Source organism: Desulfurivibrio modestus, assembly GCF_044068625.1.
Classification (GTDB): Bacteria; Desulfobacterota; Desulfobulbia; order Desulfobulbales; family Desulfurivibrionaceae; genus Desulfurivibrio.
This window is the reverse complement of the sequence record NZ_JBIPKH010000003.1, coordinates 25,916-43,366: the sequence shown is the minus strand read 5'-3', so window position 1 is coordinate 43,366 and position 17,451 is coordinate 25,916. Positions and strand designations below refer to the sequence as shown.

Genomic DNA, 17,451 nt, shown 5'->3' with positions numbered 1-17,451 from the left:
AGCCCGCGCCCTCGGACATAAACAGCTCGGGGGGGCAATCCCCCGGGGCCGTAAAAGCTAAACGTTCAGCTACGCCTCAAAGCGGGGCGCGACTGAACGTTTAACAAAAAAAGCTACGCTGACGACAAGGATCCGCTTACTTCCGGATGCCCAGCTTGGCGATGATATTGCGGTAACGACCCACATCATTATCCTTGAGATAGCGGAGCAGCCGCTTACGCTGGCCGACCAGCTTGAGCAGGCCCCGGCGGGAATGATGGTCTTTCTTGAAAGTCTTGAAATGCTCGGTCAGGTAGGTGATCCGGGCGGAAAGCAGGGCAATCTGCACTTCGGGGGAGCCGGTATCCTGGGGGTTGGCGCCGTGTTCGGCGATGATGGCCTGTTTGTCTTCGGTGGTAAGGGTCACTTTAACTACTCCTCAAAAATAGTTTAACATTCGGGAGATGGCCAGCCGCTCCGGCAGATTCCGGCAACCCCGGCCATTCCTACTTTAAACGATCCTAAGTAATAAATATTACCCTGAAAGTCAACCGCTAAAGCGCTAAACGGCAACCGGGGACCGGTCGGCGGCAATCCGGGCGACGGCGAACATGGTCAGGGCCAGCACCAGCAGGCCGATCAGGGGGAAGGTCCAGAGCAGGCCGAAAAGATCGGTGGCGATCCCCGCCCCCAGGGCCCCGATCAACACCCCGGCGCTCATCGCCAGATTGAACACCCCCATCATGGTGCCCTGCCCATAGACGCGCCCCTCCTCGGTGGCCAGGGCCCCCAGGGTCGGCCAGATCAGGGCCTCGCCCAAGCCCAGGATCATGAACAGCAGCAACAGGCTCCAGAAGTTGGCCGCCAGGGGAATCAGGCAGATCACGGCGCTGATCACCAGGCAGCCGATCCGCAACAGACGCGACTTGTCGTGGCGGTCGGCCAGCCGGCCTCCGGGTCCTTGCAGCAGGGCGTTGATCAGGGTGCGAGCCGCGATCACCATCCCGATCTGGCTGCCGCTGGCCTGAAAAGCCTGGGTCATCAACAGCGGCAGAAAGGCCATGGTCGGGACCATGATGATCATGGTCGCCATCCTGGCCAGCAGCAGACCGGAGGTGCGGCGGCTGGCCAGCATGTGGCCCATGGCGGCCAGCAGGCTTTCCCGCCCCCGGCTGCCGGCCTCGGCGGCGGGCATGGCCGGCATCTGCGCCAGAACCAGGAGCAGGGCCAGGAAACTTAAGGCGGCCATGGCGTGGAAGGCCGAAGCCATCCCCCAGAGGTCGGTGAAGATCCCGCCCAGCAACGGGCCGCTGCCGATCCCGGCAAAGATGGCGGTGTTGAGCAGCCCCATGTAGCGCCCCTCCTGGCCCACCGGAGCCAGATCACTGACATAGGCCATGGCCACCGGCACGATCATCGCCGAACCCACCCCGTGCAGGGCGCGGATCAGCACCAGGTTTTCCACCGAAGTGGCCAGGGGGATCAGCAAGCCCACCACCCCGAAAACCAGCAGGCCGCCCAGCAGAAAACCTTTGCGGCCCCAACGATCGGAGAGCGACCCCACCAGGGGCTGACAGAGCCCCCGGGTAATGGAGAAGGAGGCGATAATAAAGCCCAAAGCCAGCCCCCCGGCCCCCAGGCCGGCGGCGAAAACCGGCATCACCGGCACGATGATGCCGATCCCCAGCAGGGCGATAAAGACCGATAAAAGCAGGGGCAGCAGCAGGGGCCAGGGCATTAACGGCGGGGACGATCGTAGCCCCCCATAAGTTGGGCCATCGCCACCGGCCAATCGCATCACCAGCCTCCTAAACCCATGGATTGGGCCGAAAGTGACCAAAAATTTGAACAATCTTTACCAGCATTTTGGCGCCATCTCTGTCAGAATGTAATAGCCCCACCGCCTTGATCATCCTGGCCGGAAACGACGCTCAGTGCATGCGGGTGCCGAAGAGGGCCCCCAGAACGCCGAAGACCGCCGCGCCGATGAAGGCGAGGATGAAAAAGGCCGGAATGGAAGCCAGGACCCACTTCACCATGAACACGACCATCGAACCGAAGGGCATCCTGATATCGACAATGGTTACAAGACTGTTTTTGGACTCTTCCATGGCATCCTCCAGAATTGGATAAGGTTAAACCCGATTATACCTTCAACCCCAAGGAAACACCCATGAACTATTTCGCCAAGATGAAAGGTGGGGGCAAATGTCCGCCCCCGGTGGGAGCCGGCTATATCGCCTGTTCGTGGCTGGGAGCCCTGCTGGGGATCGCGGCGGTGGCCGCCCTCCACCACGGCTGGCTGGCCCCTCGGGGCCTGGTGATGATCATCGGTTCTTTCGGCGCTTCGGCGGTGCTGATCTATGGGGCGATCAACAGCCCCCTGGCCCAGCCGCGCAACCTGGTGGGGGGGCACCTCATTTCAGCCTTGGTGGGGGTGGCCTGCCAGCAGCTGCTGCCCGAGCAGCCGGGGCTGGCCGCCCCCTTGGCGGTGGCCACCGCCATCGCCCTCATGCAGTTGACCGGCACCCTCCATCCCCCCGGCGGCGCCACCGCCCTGATCGCGGTGATCGGCGGCGAGGAGATCCACGCCCTGGGCTTTCTCTATGCCCTGGTCCCCGCCACCAGCGGCGCCCTGATCATGCTGCTGGTGGCCCTGCTGGTCAACAACCTGGTTCCCGGCCGTAAATATCCCGAATACTGGTGAACCATGGCCATCAACCCAGGGGAGCCCCGGTCAACCGGGCCACGATCCGCCGGGCCACCGGCAGCACCAGCAGGATGGCGGGGAAGGCGATCACAAAGGCGGTGAGCCAGGCGGTCATCCAGCGGCGGAAAAAATCATCCACCAGGCCGAGATTGATCAGGGTGATCACCGCCGACATCAACAGGCTCATCAGCAGGGAGGTAAAAAAGGCCAGCAGCAGCGGCGCATGTCGCGGGGTCAATTTAACCATGATTCTCCCCCTCAGGTAAACTGCTTGGAAACCAGGGCCTCCTCGAAGGTGGCCATCTCCGAGTGGAGGGCGCAGGCCAGTTGCAGCAGGGGCAGGGCCACCGCCGCCCCGCTGCCCTCACCCAGGCGCATGCCGAGATCAAGCAGGGGCCGGGCCGCCATGGCGGCCAGCACCCGGCGATGCCCCGGTTCGGCCGAAGCGTGGGAGAAGATAAACCAGTCGGCGGCCTGGGGCCGCAGGCGCAGGGCGGCCAGGGCCGCCACCGAACTGATGAAGCCATCGACCAAAACCGGCAGGCCGCGCTGGGCGCAGCGGAGATAGGCCCCGGCCAGGGCGGCGATCTCAAAGCCCCCCAGCCGCCACAGGATCTCCCGAGGGGGGGTCTCTTTCCCGGCCGGGCAGTGCAAAGCCAAAGCCCGCTCCAGGACCTCGACCTTGCGCCGCACCCCGGCCGAATCAAGCCCGGTCCCGGGGCCGGCCAGAACCTCGGGTTTTTCAAAGAGGTAAGCACAGGCCAGAGCGGCGGCGCTGGTGGTGTTGCCGATCCCCATCTCGCCGCCGATATAGAGCCCCACCCCCCGAGCCAGCATCCGCTCGACACTGGCATAACCGGCCTCCAGGGCGCCGGCAAGCTGCTCTTCGCCCATGGCCGGGCCATGGCTGAAGTTGGCGGTGCCGGGACCCAGGTTGACGGCCACCACCCCCGGCAGGGGGCCGGGATCCGCCACCGTCCCCAGGTTGACCACCTCAAGTTCCGCCCCCAGATTGCGGGCCAGCACGCTGATCGCCGCCCCGCCGTTGGCGAAGTTGCGGACCATCTCCACGGTAACCTCCCGGGGGAAGGCGGAGATATTCTCTTCCACCACCCCATGATCCCCGGCAAAAACCGCGATCCCCGCCTTGCCCAGGCGCGGTTTATCCTGACCCAGCATGGCGGCCAGGCGTAAGGCCAGCTCTTCCAGCCGACCCAGGGAACCGGCCGGCTTGGTCAGTTGCCCCTGGCGCTGCTCCGCCCGCTGCCGGGCGGCATCATCCAAGGTCGCCACCGGCTCCTCCACCCACGAAAATCGATCATTTATCATCATGTTATCCTTTCACCTTTCAAAACCTGGGGCAGACCGGCCACGGTCAGCACCACCCGATCACACACCCGGGCCAGCTGCTGATGCAAGCGACCCGATTCATCGCAAAAACGCCGGGAGATCTCCCCCAGGGGCACCACCCCCAGTCCGGTCTCATTGCTGACCATGATGATCCGGCCCGGCAACCCCGGCAGCACCAGCAACAGTTCATCACGTTCCCGCGCCAACCGCTCCGGCTCGGGATCGATCAGCAGGCGGGTCAGCCACAGGGTCAGGCAATCCACCAGCAGGCAGTGGCCGACCGCGGCCCTTTTTACCAGTTCTCCGGCCAGATCGCAACCGACCTCGACCACTCCCCACTGGGCCGGCCGCCGCTCCCGGTGGTGGCGAATCCGCTCCCGCATCTCGGCATCACCGGCCTCGGCGGTGGCCAGATAGGTCACCGCCAGACCACTGGCCAGGGCCAGCTCTTCGGCCAGGGCGCTCTTGCCCGAACGGGCCCCACCCAGAATCAGCTCCTTCATCGTTTTTTACAACCTCCAGGCATGATAACGGCCGATCAGGGCCAGCAGTTTCCGGGGCACATGGGCCTTTTTCCAGGCCCCGGCCGCGAACTTATTGGCCTCGGACATGGTGGGATAGGTGTGGATGGTGCCCAGGATTTTATTCATTCCCAAACCATGTTTCATGGCCAGGACATATTCGGCCAGCAGCTCACCGGCATGCTCGCCCACCATGGTCACCCCCAGGATCCTGTCCTTGCCGGGCACGGTGAGGACCTTGACGAACCCGTAATCGGCGCTGTCGACGATGGCCCGGTCCAGCTCGCCAAGATCATAGCGGGTCACCTCGCAGGCAATCCCCAGCCTGTGGGCCTCCTCCTCATTGAGCCCGACCCTGGCCACCTCCGGGTCGGTGAAGGTGGTCCAGGGAACCACCGAATAATCGACCTTAAACCGGTAAAATCGGCCGAACAGGGCGTTGACCACCGCGAACCAGGCCATATGGGCGGCGGTATGGGTGAACTGATAGGGTCCGGCCACATCCCCCACCGCGAAGATGTTGGGATAGAGGGTCTCCAGGTACTCATTGACCACCACCGTCCGCTGGGCGGGCACGCCCAGCTCCTCCAAACCGTAACCGGTCAGGCGGGCCTGACGGCCAACCGCCAGCAGCAGGGCGTCAAACTCCAGATGCCGTTCCACCCCGTCCCGCTCCACCAGCAGCGACCGCTTTTCACCCCGCCGCTCACAGCGCACCATTCGTTGCCCGGTCAACACCTCCACCCCCGAGGCCTCCAGGGCCTGGGCGATCAGCAACCCAACCTCCTCATCCTCCTTGGGCAGCAGCCGGGGACCGCGCTGGACCAGGGTGACCCGGGAGCCCAGCCGGGCCATGGCCTGGGCCAATTCGCAGCCGATGGGGCCGCCCCCCATGACCAGCAGCCGGGCCGGGGGCTGATCAAGCTTGGCCAACCACTCCCACATGGTATCGCTGGTGAGATAGCCCACCTCCTCCAACCCCGGCAGGGGCGGCACCGCCGGGGCGGCGCCGGTGGCGACGATAATGGCGCGGGTGGTCAGCCGCTTGACTCCCCCGGCATTGAGAGCCACCTCCACGGTCCAGGGGTCGACGATCCTGGCCCGCCCCGGCAAAACCTCGACCCCCAGCTCGGTATAGCGCTCGACGCTGTCGTGGGGGGCGATGGCGGCGATCTTGGCCTGCACCCGGGCCAGCACCGCCTTGAAGCTGAAACGGGGGGCGGCGGCTTCCAGCCCGTAACGATCGGCATGCCTGATCTGGTGGGCCAGTTTGGCGCTGCGGATCAGGGCCTTGCTGGGCACGCAGCCGTAGTTGAGGCAATCCCCCCCCATCTTGTGGGCTTCAACCAGGGTAACCCGGGCCTTGAGGGCCGCGGCGATATAAGCGCTGACCAGGCCCGCCGCCCCGCCGCCGATCACCACCAGATTGCGCTCAAAGGAGCGGGGCCGGCGCCAGCGGGCGTAAACCCGCCCCCGGCGCGCGGCCTCCACCCCTTTTTTGGCCAGCAGGGGAAAGAGACCCAGCAGGGCGAAGGAGGCGAGCAAGGCCGGCGAGAAGATATCGCCGACGTTCTCGACCGTGGCCAGTTGGGTGCCGGCGTTGACAAAGACCACAGTGCCGGCCAGCATCCCCACCTGGCTCACCCAGTAGAAGGTAAAGGTCCGGATCGGGGTAAGGGCCAGCAGCAGATTGATCAGGAAGAAGGGAAAAACCGGCACCAACCGCAGGGTGAAGAGATAGAAGGCCCCATCCCGCTCCACCCCCCGATTGATCGCCGCCAGCTTGTCGCCGAAGCGGGCCTGGATCAGATCCCGGAGCAGGAAACGGCTGACCAGGAAGGCCAGGGTGGCCCCGATGGTGGAGGCAAAGGAGATCAGGATCACCCCGGTGAGCAGGCCGAAGAGGGCCCCGCCCGCCAGGGTCATCACCGCCGCCCCCGGCAGGGAAAGGGCGGTGACCGCCACGTAGCCCAGGAAAAAGAGCCCGGCCACCAGCAGCGGCTCTTGGGCCCGCCAGGCGGCAAACCGTTCCTGGCCCTGTTTGAGGGCCTCCAGGGTCAACCAACTGTCCAGCTCGAAAACAAAAAACAGCGCCACCAGAATAGCGAGCGCGGCCAACACGGCAATTTTGCGCATCACACCCTCCTTCGTCACGCCTTGCGGATTCAGGTCTTACCGGCACGGAGCTGCAGGGCCAGGCGTTCGGCCAGGCGCTCACCGGCAAAAACCAGGGTTTCCAGATCGAGAAAGTCGAGGACCCGCCGGTCGAAAAGCACCTTGGTTCGGGCACTGAACCCCTCCTCCGGGGCCTCGGCCCAAAAGTGCAGACACAAGGGCACCCGGGGCAGGACCGGCACCAGCAGGGCCAGATCGGCGGCGGTATCGGCCAGCTCCTCACCCCCCAGGGCGATCCCGGCAGCCTTCACCGCCGCGGGGGGATGGCGGGAAAAAAGTTCGGCCAAGGGCTGCTCGCAGTAAACGGCCAGGGTTTTGACCTTGGAGATGGTATTGGGCAGACTCTCCAGCCCGATCCACTCCCGCCGGGCCGGTTCGGCTCCCCCCTGGCAGTGGACATAGTTGTAGAGCAGAATCTGATCCCGGGGGTCCTCCGGCTCGACCCCGGCCAGCAGCACCCCCACTTTACTCAACCGCACCTCCTGGCCCAGAAAACTGAAGAGCAACATCTCCCCCGCCTCTCCACTCCCCGCTGTACAGCCCAGGGGACCGGCGATGGCGGCAAAATCCAGGGGGGCGATCTTGCTCTTGAGATGCTCCACCAGCTCCAAATCCCGCTGCCGGGACAACTGTTCCAGGCTGGCCCCCCCCGGAGAGAGCAGTGCCAAGGCGGCGGCATCGAGAAAGGGGCACTTGCGGGGGTCCTCCCCGCCCTTGGTGACGGCGGCGGCAAAGGCCAGGCAAGCGGGATAACCACATTGACCGCAGTTGTTCTTGGGGGTTTTCTTAAACAGCTCGTAGGGGTTCATCGCGGGACTCCCAGGCTTTATGACACCGCCCCACGACTCAGGTTAAGGCGGGGAGGCGGGCTTCTACGGCGGCGACGCTCAAGCTGCCGGCGAGCAAACGGGCGGCGGCCTGCTCCCGGTCGAAAAGGGCGTTGCCAGCCACCGCCTCTTCCACCCGAAAAGAACCACTGGCCAGGCGGCGCAGGGCGGTAAGATGGGCGCCGCACCCCAGGGCCGCGCCCAGGTCGTGGGCCAGGCTGCGGATGTAGGTGCCCTTGCTGCAACGAATCCGCAGGAGCAGGCGCTGTTGCTCCCGATCCAGCTCCAGGAGGGTGAGTTCATGGATCAGCACCCGGCGGGGAGGCTTGACCACCATCTCCCCCTTGCGGGCGTAAGCGTAAAGGGGTTTGCCCTGATGCTTGACCGCCGAGAAGGCGGGAGGGGACTGCATCAGCTCACCCCGGAAAGCGGCCAGGGCCTCGGGAAGGGCGGCGTAATGCTCGGCCGTCACCGGCTCCCGGGACAACTCCTCCCCCTCGGGGTCGTGGGTGGTGGTGGCAACCCCCAGCTGCAGGGTGGCCAGATACTCCTTGTCGCCGACCATCAGGCGGTCCACCAGCCGGGTGGCGGCGCGGCCGACACAGATCAGCAGCAGGCCGGAGGCAAAGGGATCCAGGGTGCCGGCATGGCCCACCTTTTTGATCCCCAGGGCGCGGCGAACCATTTGGACCATCCGAAAGGAGGAAGGACCGGCGGGCTTATCCACCGGAATAACCATGGGGGCAAGGGGATCGGCTGGGGCGAGGGCCGGGGGAGCCGGCCAACTCTCGACCGGCTTGACGGCCGGATCGTTACCGGCCATCAGCAGTGGGCGACCACGGTTTCCAGTTCCCGCAGCAGCTCGGCGCTCAACTGTTCGATGGTGGTGTCCCGCCGTTTGAAGCCGGCGGCATTGCGATGACCGCCGCCGCCGAACTTGGCGGCCACCAGGGAAACATCACAGGAGGAACCCTTGGAACGCATGCTCACCGAGACCATCCCCGGTTCGGCTTCCTTGAGGAAAACCGCCGCCTGGACACAGGCCAGCGCCCGGGGATAGTTAATAAAGCCCTCGGTATCCTGGGGGGCGGCGCCGGTTTCATCAAAGAGTCGGCGGGGGGCGCTGATCAGGGCGATCCGGCCATCGGCCAGCAGTTGCAGGCTTTCCAGGACCCGCTGGAACAGGCGCAGCCGGGGCATGGTATAGTTGTCAAACAGTTTGCCCGCCACCTCCGCCGGTTTGACCCCCTTGAGGATCAACTCACGGGCCACCCGGAAGGTGTCCGCCGAGGTGGAGGAGTACTTGAAGGAACCGGTGTCGGAAACCACGGCGGTATAAAGGCAGTAGGCCGCCGCCGGGTAAACCTCGGCTCCCAGGGCCACGGCCAGGTCATAGACCATTTCGCCGGTGGAGGCGCGGCCGGGATCGATCCAGCGCAGGTCGCCGAACTCCTGATGACCGGCGTGGTGGTCGATCACCAGAAAAGGTTTCACGGCGAGCAGGGCCGCCATCTCCGTCCCCAGGCGGTAGGCGTCGCCGCAATCCAGGGCGATGGCGCAATCAAAGGCGCTTGGTTCGGGCAGGCCGATGGTGATCTCGGTGGCCCCGGGGAGGAAATCGTAAAGGTGAGAGACTTCCGCCTCACCGTAGAGGCAGACCTGTTTACCCAGGCCCCGCAAAATTTCGCCCAGGCCCAACTGGGAGCCCAGGGCGTCGCCATCGGGATGGATATGGGTCAGGATCAGGATATTCTCGGCCTGTTTGATGGCGGCGACCATGGCCTCCAGCGGTGAACCGTTCATTTAGTTGCCCTCCCCCTCCTCTTCCCGGATCTGCTTTAAGAGGCGTTCCAGTTTTTCCTGCTCCTCCAGGGAGTGATCCCGCTGGAAGATGATGGCGGGCACCACCCGCAGGGCCAGATTGGTGGCCAGACTGCGCCGGATAAACCCTTTGGCGCTCTCCAGTCCCTTGGCCGCGTCGGCGGCCGCCTCTTCGTTGAGCACACTGTAGTAAAGGCGTGCCTGGCTGAGATCATCGGTGACGGTGGCCCGCAGGATGGTCACCTGGGCCACCCGGGGATCCTGCACCTTGCTCAGCAGCAGCATGGCCACCTCCTGCCGAATTTCGTCGGCCACTCGGCCGGGGCGCCGTTTCCCGGCACGCTCGGCCACCCCGGGCAGGGGGCTGGTTCTTTTTCTGGCGGCGGCACTCATCGGCTTACAGCTCCGGCTTGATTTCCTTCATGACAAAAAACTCCATGACATCCCCTTCCCTGATGTCATTGTAGTTGTGCAGGGTAAGCCCGCACTCGTAGCCGCTGGCGACCTCCTTGGCATCGTCCTTGAAGCGTTTGAGGGTGCTGAGTTGCCCGGTGAAGATCACCACCCCGTCGCGGAGCAGCCGAACCTTGGCGTTGCGTTCGGCCTTGCCGTTGGTGACGTAGCAACCGGCAATGGTGCCCACCTTGGAAACCTGGAAGGTCTGGCGAACCTCGGCGCTGCCGATCACCTCCTCGACAAATTCCGGTTCCAGCATCCCCTCCATCGCCTGCTTGATATCCTCCAGGGCGTGGTAGATGACGTCGTAGAAACGCATATCCACCCGCTCCCGCTTGGCCAGCTCCTGGATCTTGGCGTTGGGCCGGACGTTGAAGCCGATGATCAGGGCATCGGAGGCGGCGGCCAGCAGGACATCCGATTCGGTGATGGTGCCGGTGCCCGAGTTGAGAACCCGAACCTTGACCGCGGCGGTGGAAAGCTGCTCCAGGGAGGAGATAAAAGCCTCCAGGGTCCCCTGGACATCGGCCCGCAGCACCACCATCAACTCCTTGACCTCGCCCTCCTGCAGGCGCTCGAAGAGGTTTTCCAGGGAGATCTTGCTGTCGGAGGCCAGCTCCTGCTCCCGAACCTTCAACTGGCGTTCGGCGCTGACGCTCTTGGCCATCTTGTCGTCCCGGACCACGACGAACTCGTCACCGGCCTGGGGCACGCCGCTCAGGCCCTGGATCTCCACCGGGGTGGAGGGGCCGGCCTCGGTGATGTGCTCCCCCTTGTCGTTGAGCAGGGAGCGCACCTTGCCGCTGTACTGGCCGGCGACGAAGAAATCGCCCACCCGCAGGGTTCCCTGCTGGACCAGAACCGTGGCCACCGGCCCCCGGCCCTTGTGCAGTTGGGCTTCCACCACATGGCCCTTGGCCCGCCGCATGGGGTCGGCCTTGAGTTCCAGGATCTCGGACTGCAGCAGGATGCTGTCCAGCAGTTCACTGATTCCGGTCCCTTGTTTGGCCGAAGTTTCGCAGTAGATGGCATCACCGCCCCAATCTTCCGGCATCAGGCCCAGATCGGAAAGCTCCCGCTTGACCCGCATGGGGTCGGCATTGTCCTTGTCGATCTTGTTGACGCAAACCAGAATCGGCACCTTGGCGGCCCGAGCGTGGTTGATCGCCTCCCGGGTCTGGTCCATCACCCCGTCGTCGGCCGCCACCACCAGGACCACGATATCGGTGACCTGGGCTCCGCGGGAGCGCATCTCGGTGAAGGCCTCATGGCCGGGAGTATCCAGGAAAACCAGGTCCCCCTTGGGGGAGCGAACGTAATGGGCCCCAATGTGCTGGGTAATGCCGCCGGCCTCACCGGCGGCCACGTCGGTTTTACGGATGGCATCGAGAATCGAGGTCTTGCCGTGATCGACATGCCCCATCACCGTCACCACCGGCGGCCGGGAAACCGGCTCACCGCCCGCTTCCTGCTCTTCCAGATTGAGGATGCTCTGCTCGCCGGTCTTGCCCAGCTCCACCTCATAGCCAAATTCGGTGGCCACCAGGGTGGCGGTGTCGATATCCATGGACTGGTTGACGGTGGCCATCACCCCCATGCCCATCAGCTTGGCGATAACCTCGTTGGCCTTGGCCCCCATCCGGTGGGCCAGATCGCCCACGGTGATGGTTTCATGGACGGTGATCCGTTTCTTGATCGCCTTGGTCTCGGCCGCCGGCTGCTGCTTGGCGTGCTGCTTGCCCCGGCGGCCGCCGCCGCCCCGGCCACCCCGGCCCAGGCGAACCCCGGCCGGCACCAGGCCCAGTTCGTCGAAATCCTCCACCACCACTTCGCCCTGGCGCTTGCGTTTACCCAAAGCACCCTTTTTGGCCACTTCTTTTTCCGGTTCGGGATGGAACTTGACAAACCGCTTGCCCTTTTTCTTGGCCGCGGCATCCTCACCCCCGGCAGCCGCGCCCGGCGCTCCCGCTCCTGGCGCTCCGGGAGCGCCAGGCCTTTTCGGCTTTTCCACCTTGCGGGGCCGGGGGGCCGGTCGGCTTTCGACACTGGGGGTAACATCGATGGCCGCCCGCTTGATCACCCGGGCAAACCCCTTGCGGACAGCGGCCTGGGAGGCTTCCGCGGCGGCCTCAGCCTCGGTCGGCGCGCCGGCCTCGGGAGCCTTTTCCGCCTGGGCGGGGGGGGTAGAAGGTTCAGCGGCGGGCTCGGTGGGAGCGACCTCCTCGGCCGCCGCCACCGGTACCGCGGGAGTGGCTGGTTCCTCCGCCGGCTCGCCGGCAGGGGTGGAGGGCTCGGACTCCGGCGCGGGGGTCTCGGCTACGGCAGCGGCGGGAACGGCAGGCTCGGCAGGCTCCGAAGCGGCCACGGTCTCCGGCTCGGCAGGAGGTTCGGCGGCGACGGCCTCCGGGGTCGGCTCCGGCTCCTCCACCACCGATTTCCGGCGGCGAATAATGGTGGTCCGCCCCTTTTCCTGGATCCGCTTCTCCTGGGTTTCGGTGTGGACATGGATCAGCCCCAGCTTGATGCGAATCGCCTGGGCTTCGTGCTCTTCCAGGCTGGAGCTATGGGATTTGACATCATAGCCCTCATCCTGGAGCCGAGCCACCAGCACCTTGTTTTCCATTCCAGCTTCTTTGGCCAACTCGTATACGCGAATTTTCTTCATCCACCTGCTCCCGAAGGATTCAGTAAATCCTTCGTCATATCCCTTTGACGGGGCGAGACCGCCCCGCAACCTGTTTACCCGTCCACATCGTTAACTTGACAGTCTATCACGAACGCTCGCCGCTGTCATCCTCCTCCGGGGGAGTTGCCGGGGCCGCCTCGTCCACTGCCGCCGGGGCGGTGGGAGTCGCCTCGACGCTTTTCGTCTCGACGCTTTCCTCGACGCCTGCAGTATCGGCGCTCTCCTTAAGAGCCGCGGCCGGCTTGGCGGCGGCGGCAATCAGGGCCGCCAGCTCCTCCTCGCCCAGGTTGAGGCCGGCGATCTCTCGCAGGTCGTCCACCGAGGCCGCCGCCAGCTCCGTCGCCGAGCTGAAACCGTTGTCGTAGAGCAGTTCGGCCCGCTTCTCGTTCATCCCCGCAATATCCAGCAGAGACTGGAAACCCTCCTCGATGGAGCGGGTATAGCGGGACTCGCTCTTGACATCAATCCGCCAGCTGAGCAGAGCCGAGGCCAGGCGAACATTCTGGCCCTGGCGGCCGATGGCCAGGGAAAGCTGATCGTCGGGCACCACCACCAGCAGGGTCTTGTTCTCCTCATCCACCACCACCAGGGAAACCTGGGCCGGGGAGAGGGCGTTGGAGACAAACCGGGCCGGGTCCGGGCTCCAGGGCACGATATCGATCTTCTCGCCCTGCAGTTCCTGCACCACGTTCTGGACCCGGGAGCCCTTCATGCCGACACAGGCGCCCACCGGATCAACATCGGTTTCGATGGACGAGACGGCGATCTTGGCCCGGGAACCGGGCTCGCGGGCCACCCCCATGATCCTGACGATCCCCTCGGCAATCTCGGGGACCTCCAGGGCGAAAAGTTTGGTTAAAAATTCGTTGCAGGTCCGGCTCAGGATCAACTGGGGGTCCTTGGCCGAATGGCGGACATCGATCAGGTAGGCGCGGATCCGGTCCCCCTGGCGGTAGCTCTTACGGGGCATCTGTTCCCGGGCCGGCAGGATGGCATCGGTGCGCCCCAGGTTGACGATCATGTTGCCCCGCTCGAAACGCTGGACGATACCGTTGACGATATCCCCCTTGCGCTCCTTGAACATCTCGAAGACCACGTCGCTTTCCGCTTCCTTCATCTTCTGGATGATCACCTGCTTGGCGGACTGGGCGGCGATCCGGCCCAGATCGGCCACCGAATCCATCTTGCTGCCCAGCTCATCCCCCATCTCCACCTCGGGATCCAGGGCCCGGGCCTCTTCGTAGGAGATTTCGGTCTGCTCGTCGCCGACCTCCTCCACCACGGTGCGAAACTGGAACAGTTCGATCTCGCCCAGCTCATCGTTGAAACGGGCCTCGATCTCCCGGCGATGACCGTACTTCTTCTTGGCGGCGCTCATCACCGCCTCTTCGATGGCCTCAATCAGCAAATCCCGGTTGATCCCCTTGTCACGGCAGATCTGATCAATAATTCGCTTCAGTTCGGATATCATATCCCTACTCCCTACAGGTTGTGAAAAAACAACGCGATCCGCGGCCTACCACTCGACCACCAGTCTGGCCCGGCGGATATTTTCCAGGGGAATCGCCACCGGCCCCGACTCGGTGGTTATGTTCACCACGCCGTCGAGCAGCTCGCCCAACTCCCCGATAAATACCGTCTGCTCGGCAAGCGGTTGCCGGCAAACGATTTTTGCTTTTTTACCCAGGCAGCGCTGGTAGTCGCGCTCCCGCTTCAAGGGCCGATCCAGGCCGGGGGAGGAAACCTCCAGGTGAAAAGGCTGCTCGATGGGGTCCTCCACCTCCAGCAGATGGGAAACTTCCCGGCTCACCCGAGCGCAGTCATCGATCCCCACGCCATGCTCACCGTCCAGCACCAAGCGCAACACCCAGCCCGGCGCTTCCCGGCGGAACTGAAGCTCGGCCAGTTCCAGGCCGTAATCCGCCACCACCGGCTCCAGCAGGTCGACCAGACGCTTTATCAGGGCGGGATTACCAGTGGCCACGCGACGGCTTCCTCCAGCACAATAAACAAAAAAAGCGGGCTTTTGGCCCACTTCCAACAACCCGCCGGAACTGCGACGGCTCTGAAAACAACAGAAACGGACTGGAGCGGACAACGGGATTCGAACCCGCGACACCAAGCTTGGGAAGCTTGTACTCTACCAGCTGAGCTATGTCCGCTCGCGGCATCAAATCTTCCAGACAGACACCAGTCTGACGAATATACAGGTTTTTCTGTCCTTGTCAAGCGCCGGCTGGGGCCGCCGACAGTTCTCCGCGCAGGAGCTCACGCCCCTAGGGACAAGCCACCTGCACCTCGGAGGTGAAGGCCACCACCTTGGTGGAGCGGGGGATAATCACCATTTGATAAGGCTGGGAGGGATTCTGGTTCACGGTGCAGCCCGCTTCCGGCAGGGTGACCCGCAGTTTCACCAGGAAGCTGGCCGATCTTTCCCGGACCTCGGTAGCGGCCAGGGAGTGGCCGCCGGTGGCCCGCTGGCCCAGAAAGACCGCCACCACCATATCCCGGCTGAAATCGACCTCCGGCTGGAGGGGCGGCGGCGAGAAGGCGGCGGCATGCTCCTGCCACAGATCGGCGAAGGCCGCCTGCTCCCGTATCACCGTCAGCCGTTCATCGTCAATCCCGCTGGCCTGGCCGCTCCGCAGGAGGGAGAAGGCAACCCGATCACCGGCCTCTTCGCCGTCATCATCATCGTTGTCGTCGGCCACGCAACCGGACAGGCTCAAAAGCAGCCACATCACCCCGACCAGTATCACCAGACCATGCTTCACCTGTCATTTCCTCCGATCCTGCTTGCTTTATCCAGACATGCCGTCACAGTTGCACCCGCTTGAGAAGCTGGGCGTTGATCGCCACGACCACCGTGCTCGCGGACATCAATACCGCTCCCACGGCCGGCGTGAGGAGGATACCCCACGCGGCAAGCGCGCCGGCGGCCAGGGGAATGGCAAAGATGTTGTAACCCGCCGCCCACCAGAGGTTCTGGAGCATCTTCCGGTAGGTCGCGCGTGACAACTCGACAATCTTCGGAATATCGCGGGGGTCGGACCGTACCAGCACGATGTGGCCGGCCTCCACCGCGACATCGGTACCAGCGCCGATCGCGATCCCGATATCGGCGGTGGCCAGGGCCGGGGCATCGTTGACGCCGTCACCCACCATCGCGACTTTCTTTCCCTGATCTTGCAGCTCGCGGACCTTGACGGCCTTGTCCTCGGGCAGGACCTGCGCGAACACGGTGTCGATCTCCAGTTCAGCGGCGACGGCATCCGCAACTGCCTGGGCATCACCGGTGAGCATGGCCACCTCGATTCCCCGAGCGTGCAGCGACCGGATGGCCTCGCGGCTCTCCTCGCGGATGGCGTCGGCCACGGCGAAGACCGCCAGGGCCTTGCCGTCCCTGAGCAGGTAGATAGCAGCCTGTCCGCGACCGGCGGCCGCGTCGGCGGCCTGGCGCAGCGGGTCCGACACCTGGGCGTTCTCCGCCTTAAGAAGCGCGGGACCGCCCAGGTGATACTCGGCACCCTCGATCGATGCGGCAACACCCTTCCCGGTCAAGGCCCGGAAGCCCTCCGCCGGCGGCACTTCAAGCTTACGTTCCACCGCCGTCTTCACAATGCCGCGCGCGATCGGGTGCTCTGATTCCGCCTCCACCCCGGCCGCGACCCGGAGCAGGTTCTCCTCGGACTCCCCCTCGGCCATCGCCATCTCCACCACCCGGAACTCTCCCAAGGTGAGCGTGCCGGTCTTGTCGAAAATCACGGTATCCAGGTTTCTGGCCTCTTCCAGCCCGCGCCGATCCCGCACCAGCAGGCCGTTTTGCGCGCCCAGGGAGGTGGAGATGGCGACGACCAGCGGCACGGCCAAGCCGAGGGCGTGGGGACAGGCGATCACCAGGACCGTCACCACGCGAATGATGGAGAAGTCGATGGACGCGCCAATAAACTGCCACACCACCAGCGTAACCACGGCGGCGACGATGGCCACCCCGGTCAAAATCCGGGCCGCCCGGTCGGCCAGATGCTGGGCCTTGGATTTCGAGGTTTGGGCGTCGGCCACCAGCCGCATAATCCCCGAGAGCTTGGTCTTCTCCCCGGTGCCGGTGACCTGAACGCGCAGGGAACCCTCACCATTGATGGTCGCGGCGATGACCTCATCGCCTTCCCTCTTTTTTACCGGCCTGGACTCGCCGGTAATCAAGGCTTCGTTGAGATCGCTGGTGCCTTTCCGGACCACGCCGTCCGCCGGCACGCTCTCGCCGGGACGGACCAGCACGATGTCGCCCTCCCGCAGCTCGCTGACCGGGACGGTCTGCTCGCCCTGCTCGGAGACCCGAGTCGCGGTGTCCGGGATTAATTTCGCGAGCTCCCGGAGCGCACCCTGCGCCTGGGAGATCGAGCGCATCTCGATCCAGTGGCCCAGCAGCATGATGGTCACCAACGTGGCCAGCTCCCACCAGATGGCATCCGCCTGAATGAATCCGAGCTGGACCACCCACGAGAAAATGAAGGCTACCAAGATGGCCAGCGAGATCAGGGTCATCATCCCGGGCAGTCGCGCTCTCAGCTCGCGCCATGCCCCTTTCAGGAAGACCAGGCCGCCATAAAGAAAAACGACTGTGGCGAGGACGGGTGATATCCAGGTCGAGCCGGGGAACTCGGGCGCCTGGTAGCGAAAGATCATTTGAATGTGTGCCGCCCAGAAAACGACCGGCACGGTGAGGATCAGGGAGAACCAGAACTTGTCGCGAAACATCCCCGGGCTGTGACCTGCATGCTGATCGTGGCCGGCATGATCTTTTGCCGCCTTCCGGTGGCCGCTATGCCCCTCGCCGCCGGCGGGCGGCGCGGCCTGATGGCGATGATCGTGGTGGCTGTTTGGGCTCATAATGTCGCCTCCTTCTTGCTCTGTATTCTCCAACGG

Annotated in this window: 17 protein-coding genes and 1 tRNA gene; 1 reads left to right on the top strand and 17 read right to left on the bottom strand. The window is 64.6% G+C overall.

Going from position 1 to position 17,451, the window contains the following annotated elements:
• Window positions 1–136: 136 nt before the first annotated feature.
• The 3 genes from rpsO to ACHHRT_RS02975 all read right to left on the bottom strand — a co-directional run bounded on the left by rpsO (window position 137) and on the right by ACHHRT_RS02975 (window position 2,090).
• Window positions 137–406 carry a 30S ribosomal protein S15 gene (rpsO, locus tag ACHHRT_RS02985; RefSeq protein WP_395497547.1) on the bottom strand — a complete coding sequence of 90 codons (270 nt, stop codon included), beginning with the start codon at window positions 404–406 and terminating at the stop codon, window positions 137–139.
• 135 nt (window positions 407–541) lie between these two features.
• A complete protein-coding gene (locus tag ACHHRT_RS02980; RefSeq protein ID WP_395497545.1) occupies window positions 542–1,777 on the bottom strand; it encodes an MFS transporter in 1,236 nt (411 codons plus the stop codon).
• Between the two features lie 133 nt (window positions 1,778–1,910).
• Window positions 1,911–2,090 (bottom strand): hypothetical protein, encoded by a 180-nt coding sequence (locus ACHHRT_RS02975; RefSeq protein WP_395497543.1) that lies wholly within the window; start codon window positions 2,088–2,090, stop codon window positions 1,911–1,913.
• Between the two features lie 62 nt (window positions 2,091–2,152).
• On the opposite strand from ACHHRT_RS02975, the gene ACHHRT_RS02970 reads away from it, so the two are divergent.
• Window positions 2,153–2,686: an HPP family protein gene (locus ACHHRT_RS02970; protein ID WP_395497541.1), complete on the top strand. Its 534-nt coding sequence runs from the start codon at window positions 2,153–2,155 to the stop codon at window positions 2,684–2,686.
• 10 nt (window positions 2,687–2,696) lie between these two features.
• Here ACHHRT_RS02970 and ACHHRT_RS02965 read toward each other — a convergent pair whose 3' ends face one another.
• From ACHHRT_RS02965 to ACHHRT_RS02900, 14 genes are all read right to left on the bottom strand, one after another.
• Window positions 2,697–2,936 carry a DUF2798 domain-containing protein gene (locus ACHHRT_RS02965; RefSeq protein WP_395497540.1) on the bottom strand — a complete coding sequence of 80 codons (240 nt, stop codon included), beginning with the start codon at window positions 2,934–2,936 and terminating at the stop codon, window positions 2,697–2,699.
• Window positions 2,937–2,947: 11 nt separating this feature from the next.
• The gene (gene cobT, locus ACHHRT_RS02960; protein ID WP_395497848.1) at window positions 2,948–4,015 is read right to left on the bottom strand and encodes a nicotinate-nucleotide--dimethylbenzimidazole phosphoribosyltransferase; all 1,068 of its coding nucleotides are present in this window, start codon (window positions 4,013–4,015) and stop codon (window positions 2,948–2,950) included.
• A 2-nt stretch (window positions 4,016–4,017) separates the two neighbouring features.
• Entirely contained in the window at window positions 4,018–4,542 is a 525-nt protein-coding gene (gene cobU, locus ACHHRT_RS02955; RefSeq protein WP_395497538.1) for a bifunctional adenosylcobinamide kinase/adenosylcobinamide-phosphate guanylyltransferase, read from the bottom strand.
• Window positions 4,543–4,548: 6 nt separating this feature from the next.
• Window positions 4,549–6,696, bottom strand: a complete 2,148-nt coding sequence (locus ACHHRT_RS02950; RefSeq protein WP_395497536.1) for an FAD-dependent oxidoreductase — start codon at window positions 6,694–6,696, stop codon at window positions 4,549–4,551.
• 29 nt (window positions 6,697–6,725) lie between these two features.
• Entirely contained in the window at window positions 6,726–7,544 is an 819-nt protein-coding gene (locus ACHHRT_RS02945) for a DUF3786 domain-containing protein (protein WP_395497534.1), read from the bottom strand.
• Between the two features lie 37 nt (window positions 7,545–7,581).
• Window positions 7,582–8,385 carry a tRNA pseudouridine(55) synthase TruB gene (gene truB, locus ACHHRT_RS02940; protein WP_395497532.1) on the bottom strand — a complete coding sequence of 268 codons (804 nt, stop codon included), beginning with the start codon at window positions 8,383–8,385 and terminating at the stop codon, window positions 7,582–7,584.
• Entirely contained in the window at window positions 8,385–9,365 is a 981-nt protein-coding gene (locus tag ACHHRT_RS02935) for a DHH family phosphoesterase (RefSeq protein WP_395497530.1), read from the bottom strand. Before ACHHRT_RS02935 ends, truB begins: the two co-directional genes overlap by 1 nt.
• On the bottom strand, window positions 9,366–9,776 hold the full coding sequence (rbfA, locus tag ACHHRT_RS02930) for a 30S ribosome-binding factor RbfA (protein WP_395497528.1): 411 nt from the start codon (window positions 9,774–9,776) through the stop codon (window positions 9,366–9,368). It abuts the gene before it with no gap.
• Between the two features lie 4 nt (window positions 9,777–9,780).
• Complete coding sequence (gene infB / locus ACHHRT_RS02925; RefSeq protein ID WP_395497526.1) at window positions 9,781–12,504, bottom strand: translation initiation factor IF-2; 2,724 nt, start codon at window positions 12,502–12,504, stop codon at window positions 9,781–9,783.
• A 106-nt stretch (window positions 12,505–12,610) separates the two neighbouring features.
• Window positions 12,611–13,996, bottom strand: a complete 1,386-nt coding sequence (gene nusA / locus ACHHRT_RS02920) for a transcription termination factor NusA (protein ID WP_395497524.1) — start codon at window positions 13,994–13,996, stop codon at window positions 12,611–12,613.
• 45 nt (window positions 13,997–14,041) lie between these two features.
• The gene (locus ACHHRT_RS02915) at window positions 14,042–14,509 is read right to left on the bottom strand and encodes a ribosome maturation factor RimP (protein ID WP_395497522.1); all 468 of its coding nucleotides are present in this window, start codon (window positions 14,507–14,509) and stop codon (window positions 14,042–14,044) included.
• Window positions 14,510–14,611: 102 nt separating this feature from the next.
• A tRNA-Gly gene (locus ACHHRT_RS02910) sits at window positions 14,612–14,687 on the bottom strand.
• A 114-nt stretch (window positions 14,688–14,801) separates the two neighbouring features.
• Window positions 14,802–15,299, bottom strand: a complete 498-nt coding sequence (locus ACHHRT_RS02905; protein ID WP_395497520.1) for a protease complex subunit PrcB family protein — start codon at window positions 15,297–15,299, stop codon at window positions 14,802–14,804.
• A 43-nt stretch (window positions 15,300–15,342) separates the two neighbouring features.
• Entirely contained in the window at window positions 15,343–17,415 is a 2,073-nt protein-coding gene (locus ACHHRT_RS02900) for a copper-translocating P-type ATPase (protein ID WP_395497518.1), read from the bottom strand.
• Window positions 17,416–17,451: the final 36 nt, after the last annotated feature.

What these genes read in the sequence shown, in the direction of transcription:
- ACHHRT_RS02980 (WP_395497545.1), bottom strand. Translation starts at nt 1,777, where the DNA reads ATGCGATTGGCCGGTGGCGATGGCCCAACTTATGGGGGGCTACGATCG.
- ACHHRT_RS02975 (WP_395497543.1), bottom strand. Translation starts at nt 2,090, where the DNA reads ATGGAAGAGTCCAAAAACAGTCTTGTAACCATTGTCGATATCAGGATG.
- ACHHRT_RS02970 (WP_395497541.1), top strand. Translation starts at nt 2,153, where the DNA reads ATGAACTATTTCGCCAAGATGAAAGGTGGGGGCAAATGTCCGCCCCCG.
- ACHHRT_RS02965 (WP_395497540.1), bottom strand. Translation starts at nt 2,936, where the DNA reads ATGGTTAAATTGACCCCGCGACATGCGCCGCTGCTGCTGGCCTTTTTT.
- cobU (WP_395497538.1), bottom strand. Translation starts at nt 4,542, where the DNA reads ATGAAGGAGCTGATTCTGGGTGGGGCCCGTTCGGGCAAGAGCGCCCTG.
- ACHHRT_RS02950 (WP_395497536.1), bottom strand. Translation starts at nt 6,696, where the DNA reads ATGCGCAAAATTGCCGTGTTGGCCGCGCTCGCTATTCTGGTGGCGCTG.
- ACHHRT_RS02945 (WP_395497534.1), bottom strand. Translation starts at nt 7,544, where the DNA reads ATGAACCCCTACGAGCTGTTTAAGAAAACCCCCAAGAACAACTGCGGT.
- truB (WP_395497532.1), bottom strand. Translation starts at nt 8,385, where the DNA reads ATGGCCGGTAACGATCCGGCCGTCAAGCCGGTCGAGAGTTGGCCGGCT.
- ACHHRT_RS02935 (WP_395497530.1), bottom strand. Translation starts at nt 9,365, where the DNA reads ATGAACGGTTCACCGCTGGAGGCCATGGTCGCCGCCATCAAACAGGCC.
- rbfA (WP_395497528.1), bottom strand. Translation starts at nt 9,776, where the DNA reads ATGAGTGCCGCCGCCAGAAAAAGAACCAGCCCCCTGCCCGGGGTGGCC.
- infB (WP_395497526.1), bottom strand. Translation starts at nt 12,504, where the DNA reads ATGAAGAAAATTCGCGTATACGAGTTGGCCAAAGAAGCTGGAATGGAA.
- nusA (WP_395497524.1), bottom strand. Translation starts at nt 13,996, where the DNA reads ATGATATCCGAACTGAAGCGAATTATTGATCAGATCTGCCGTGACAAG.
- ACHHRT_RS02900 (WP_395497518.1), bottom strand. Translation starts at nt 17,415, where the DNA reads ATGAGCCCAAACAGCCACCACGATCATCGCCATCAGGCCGCGCCGCCC.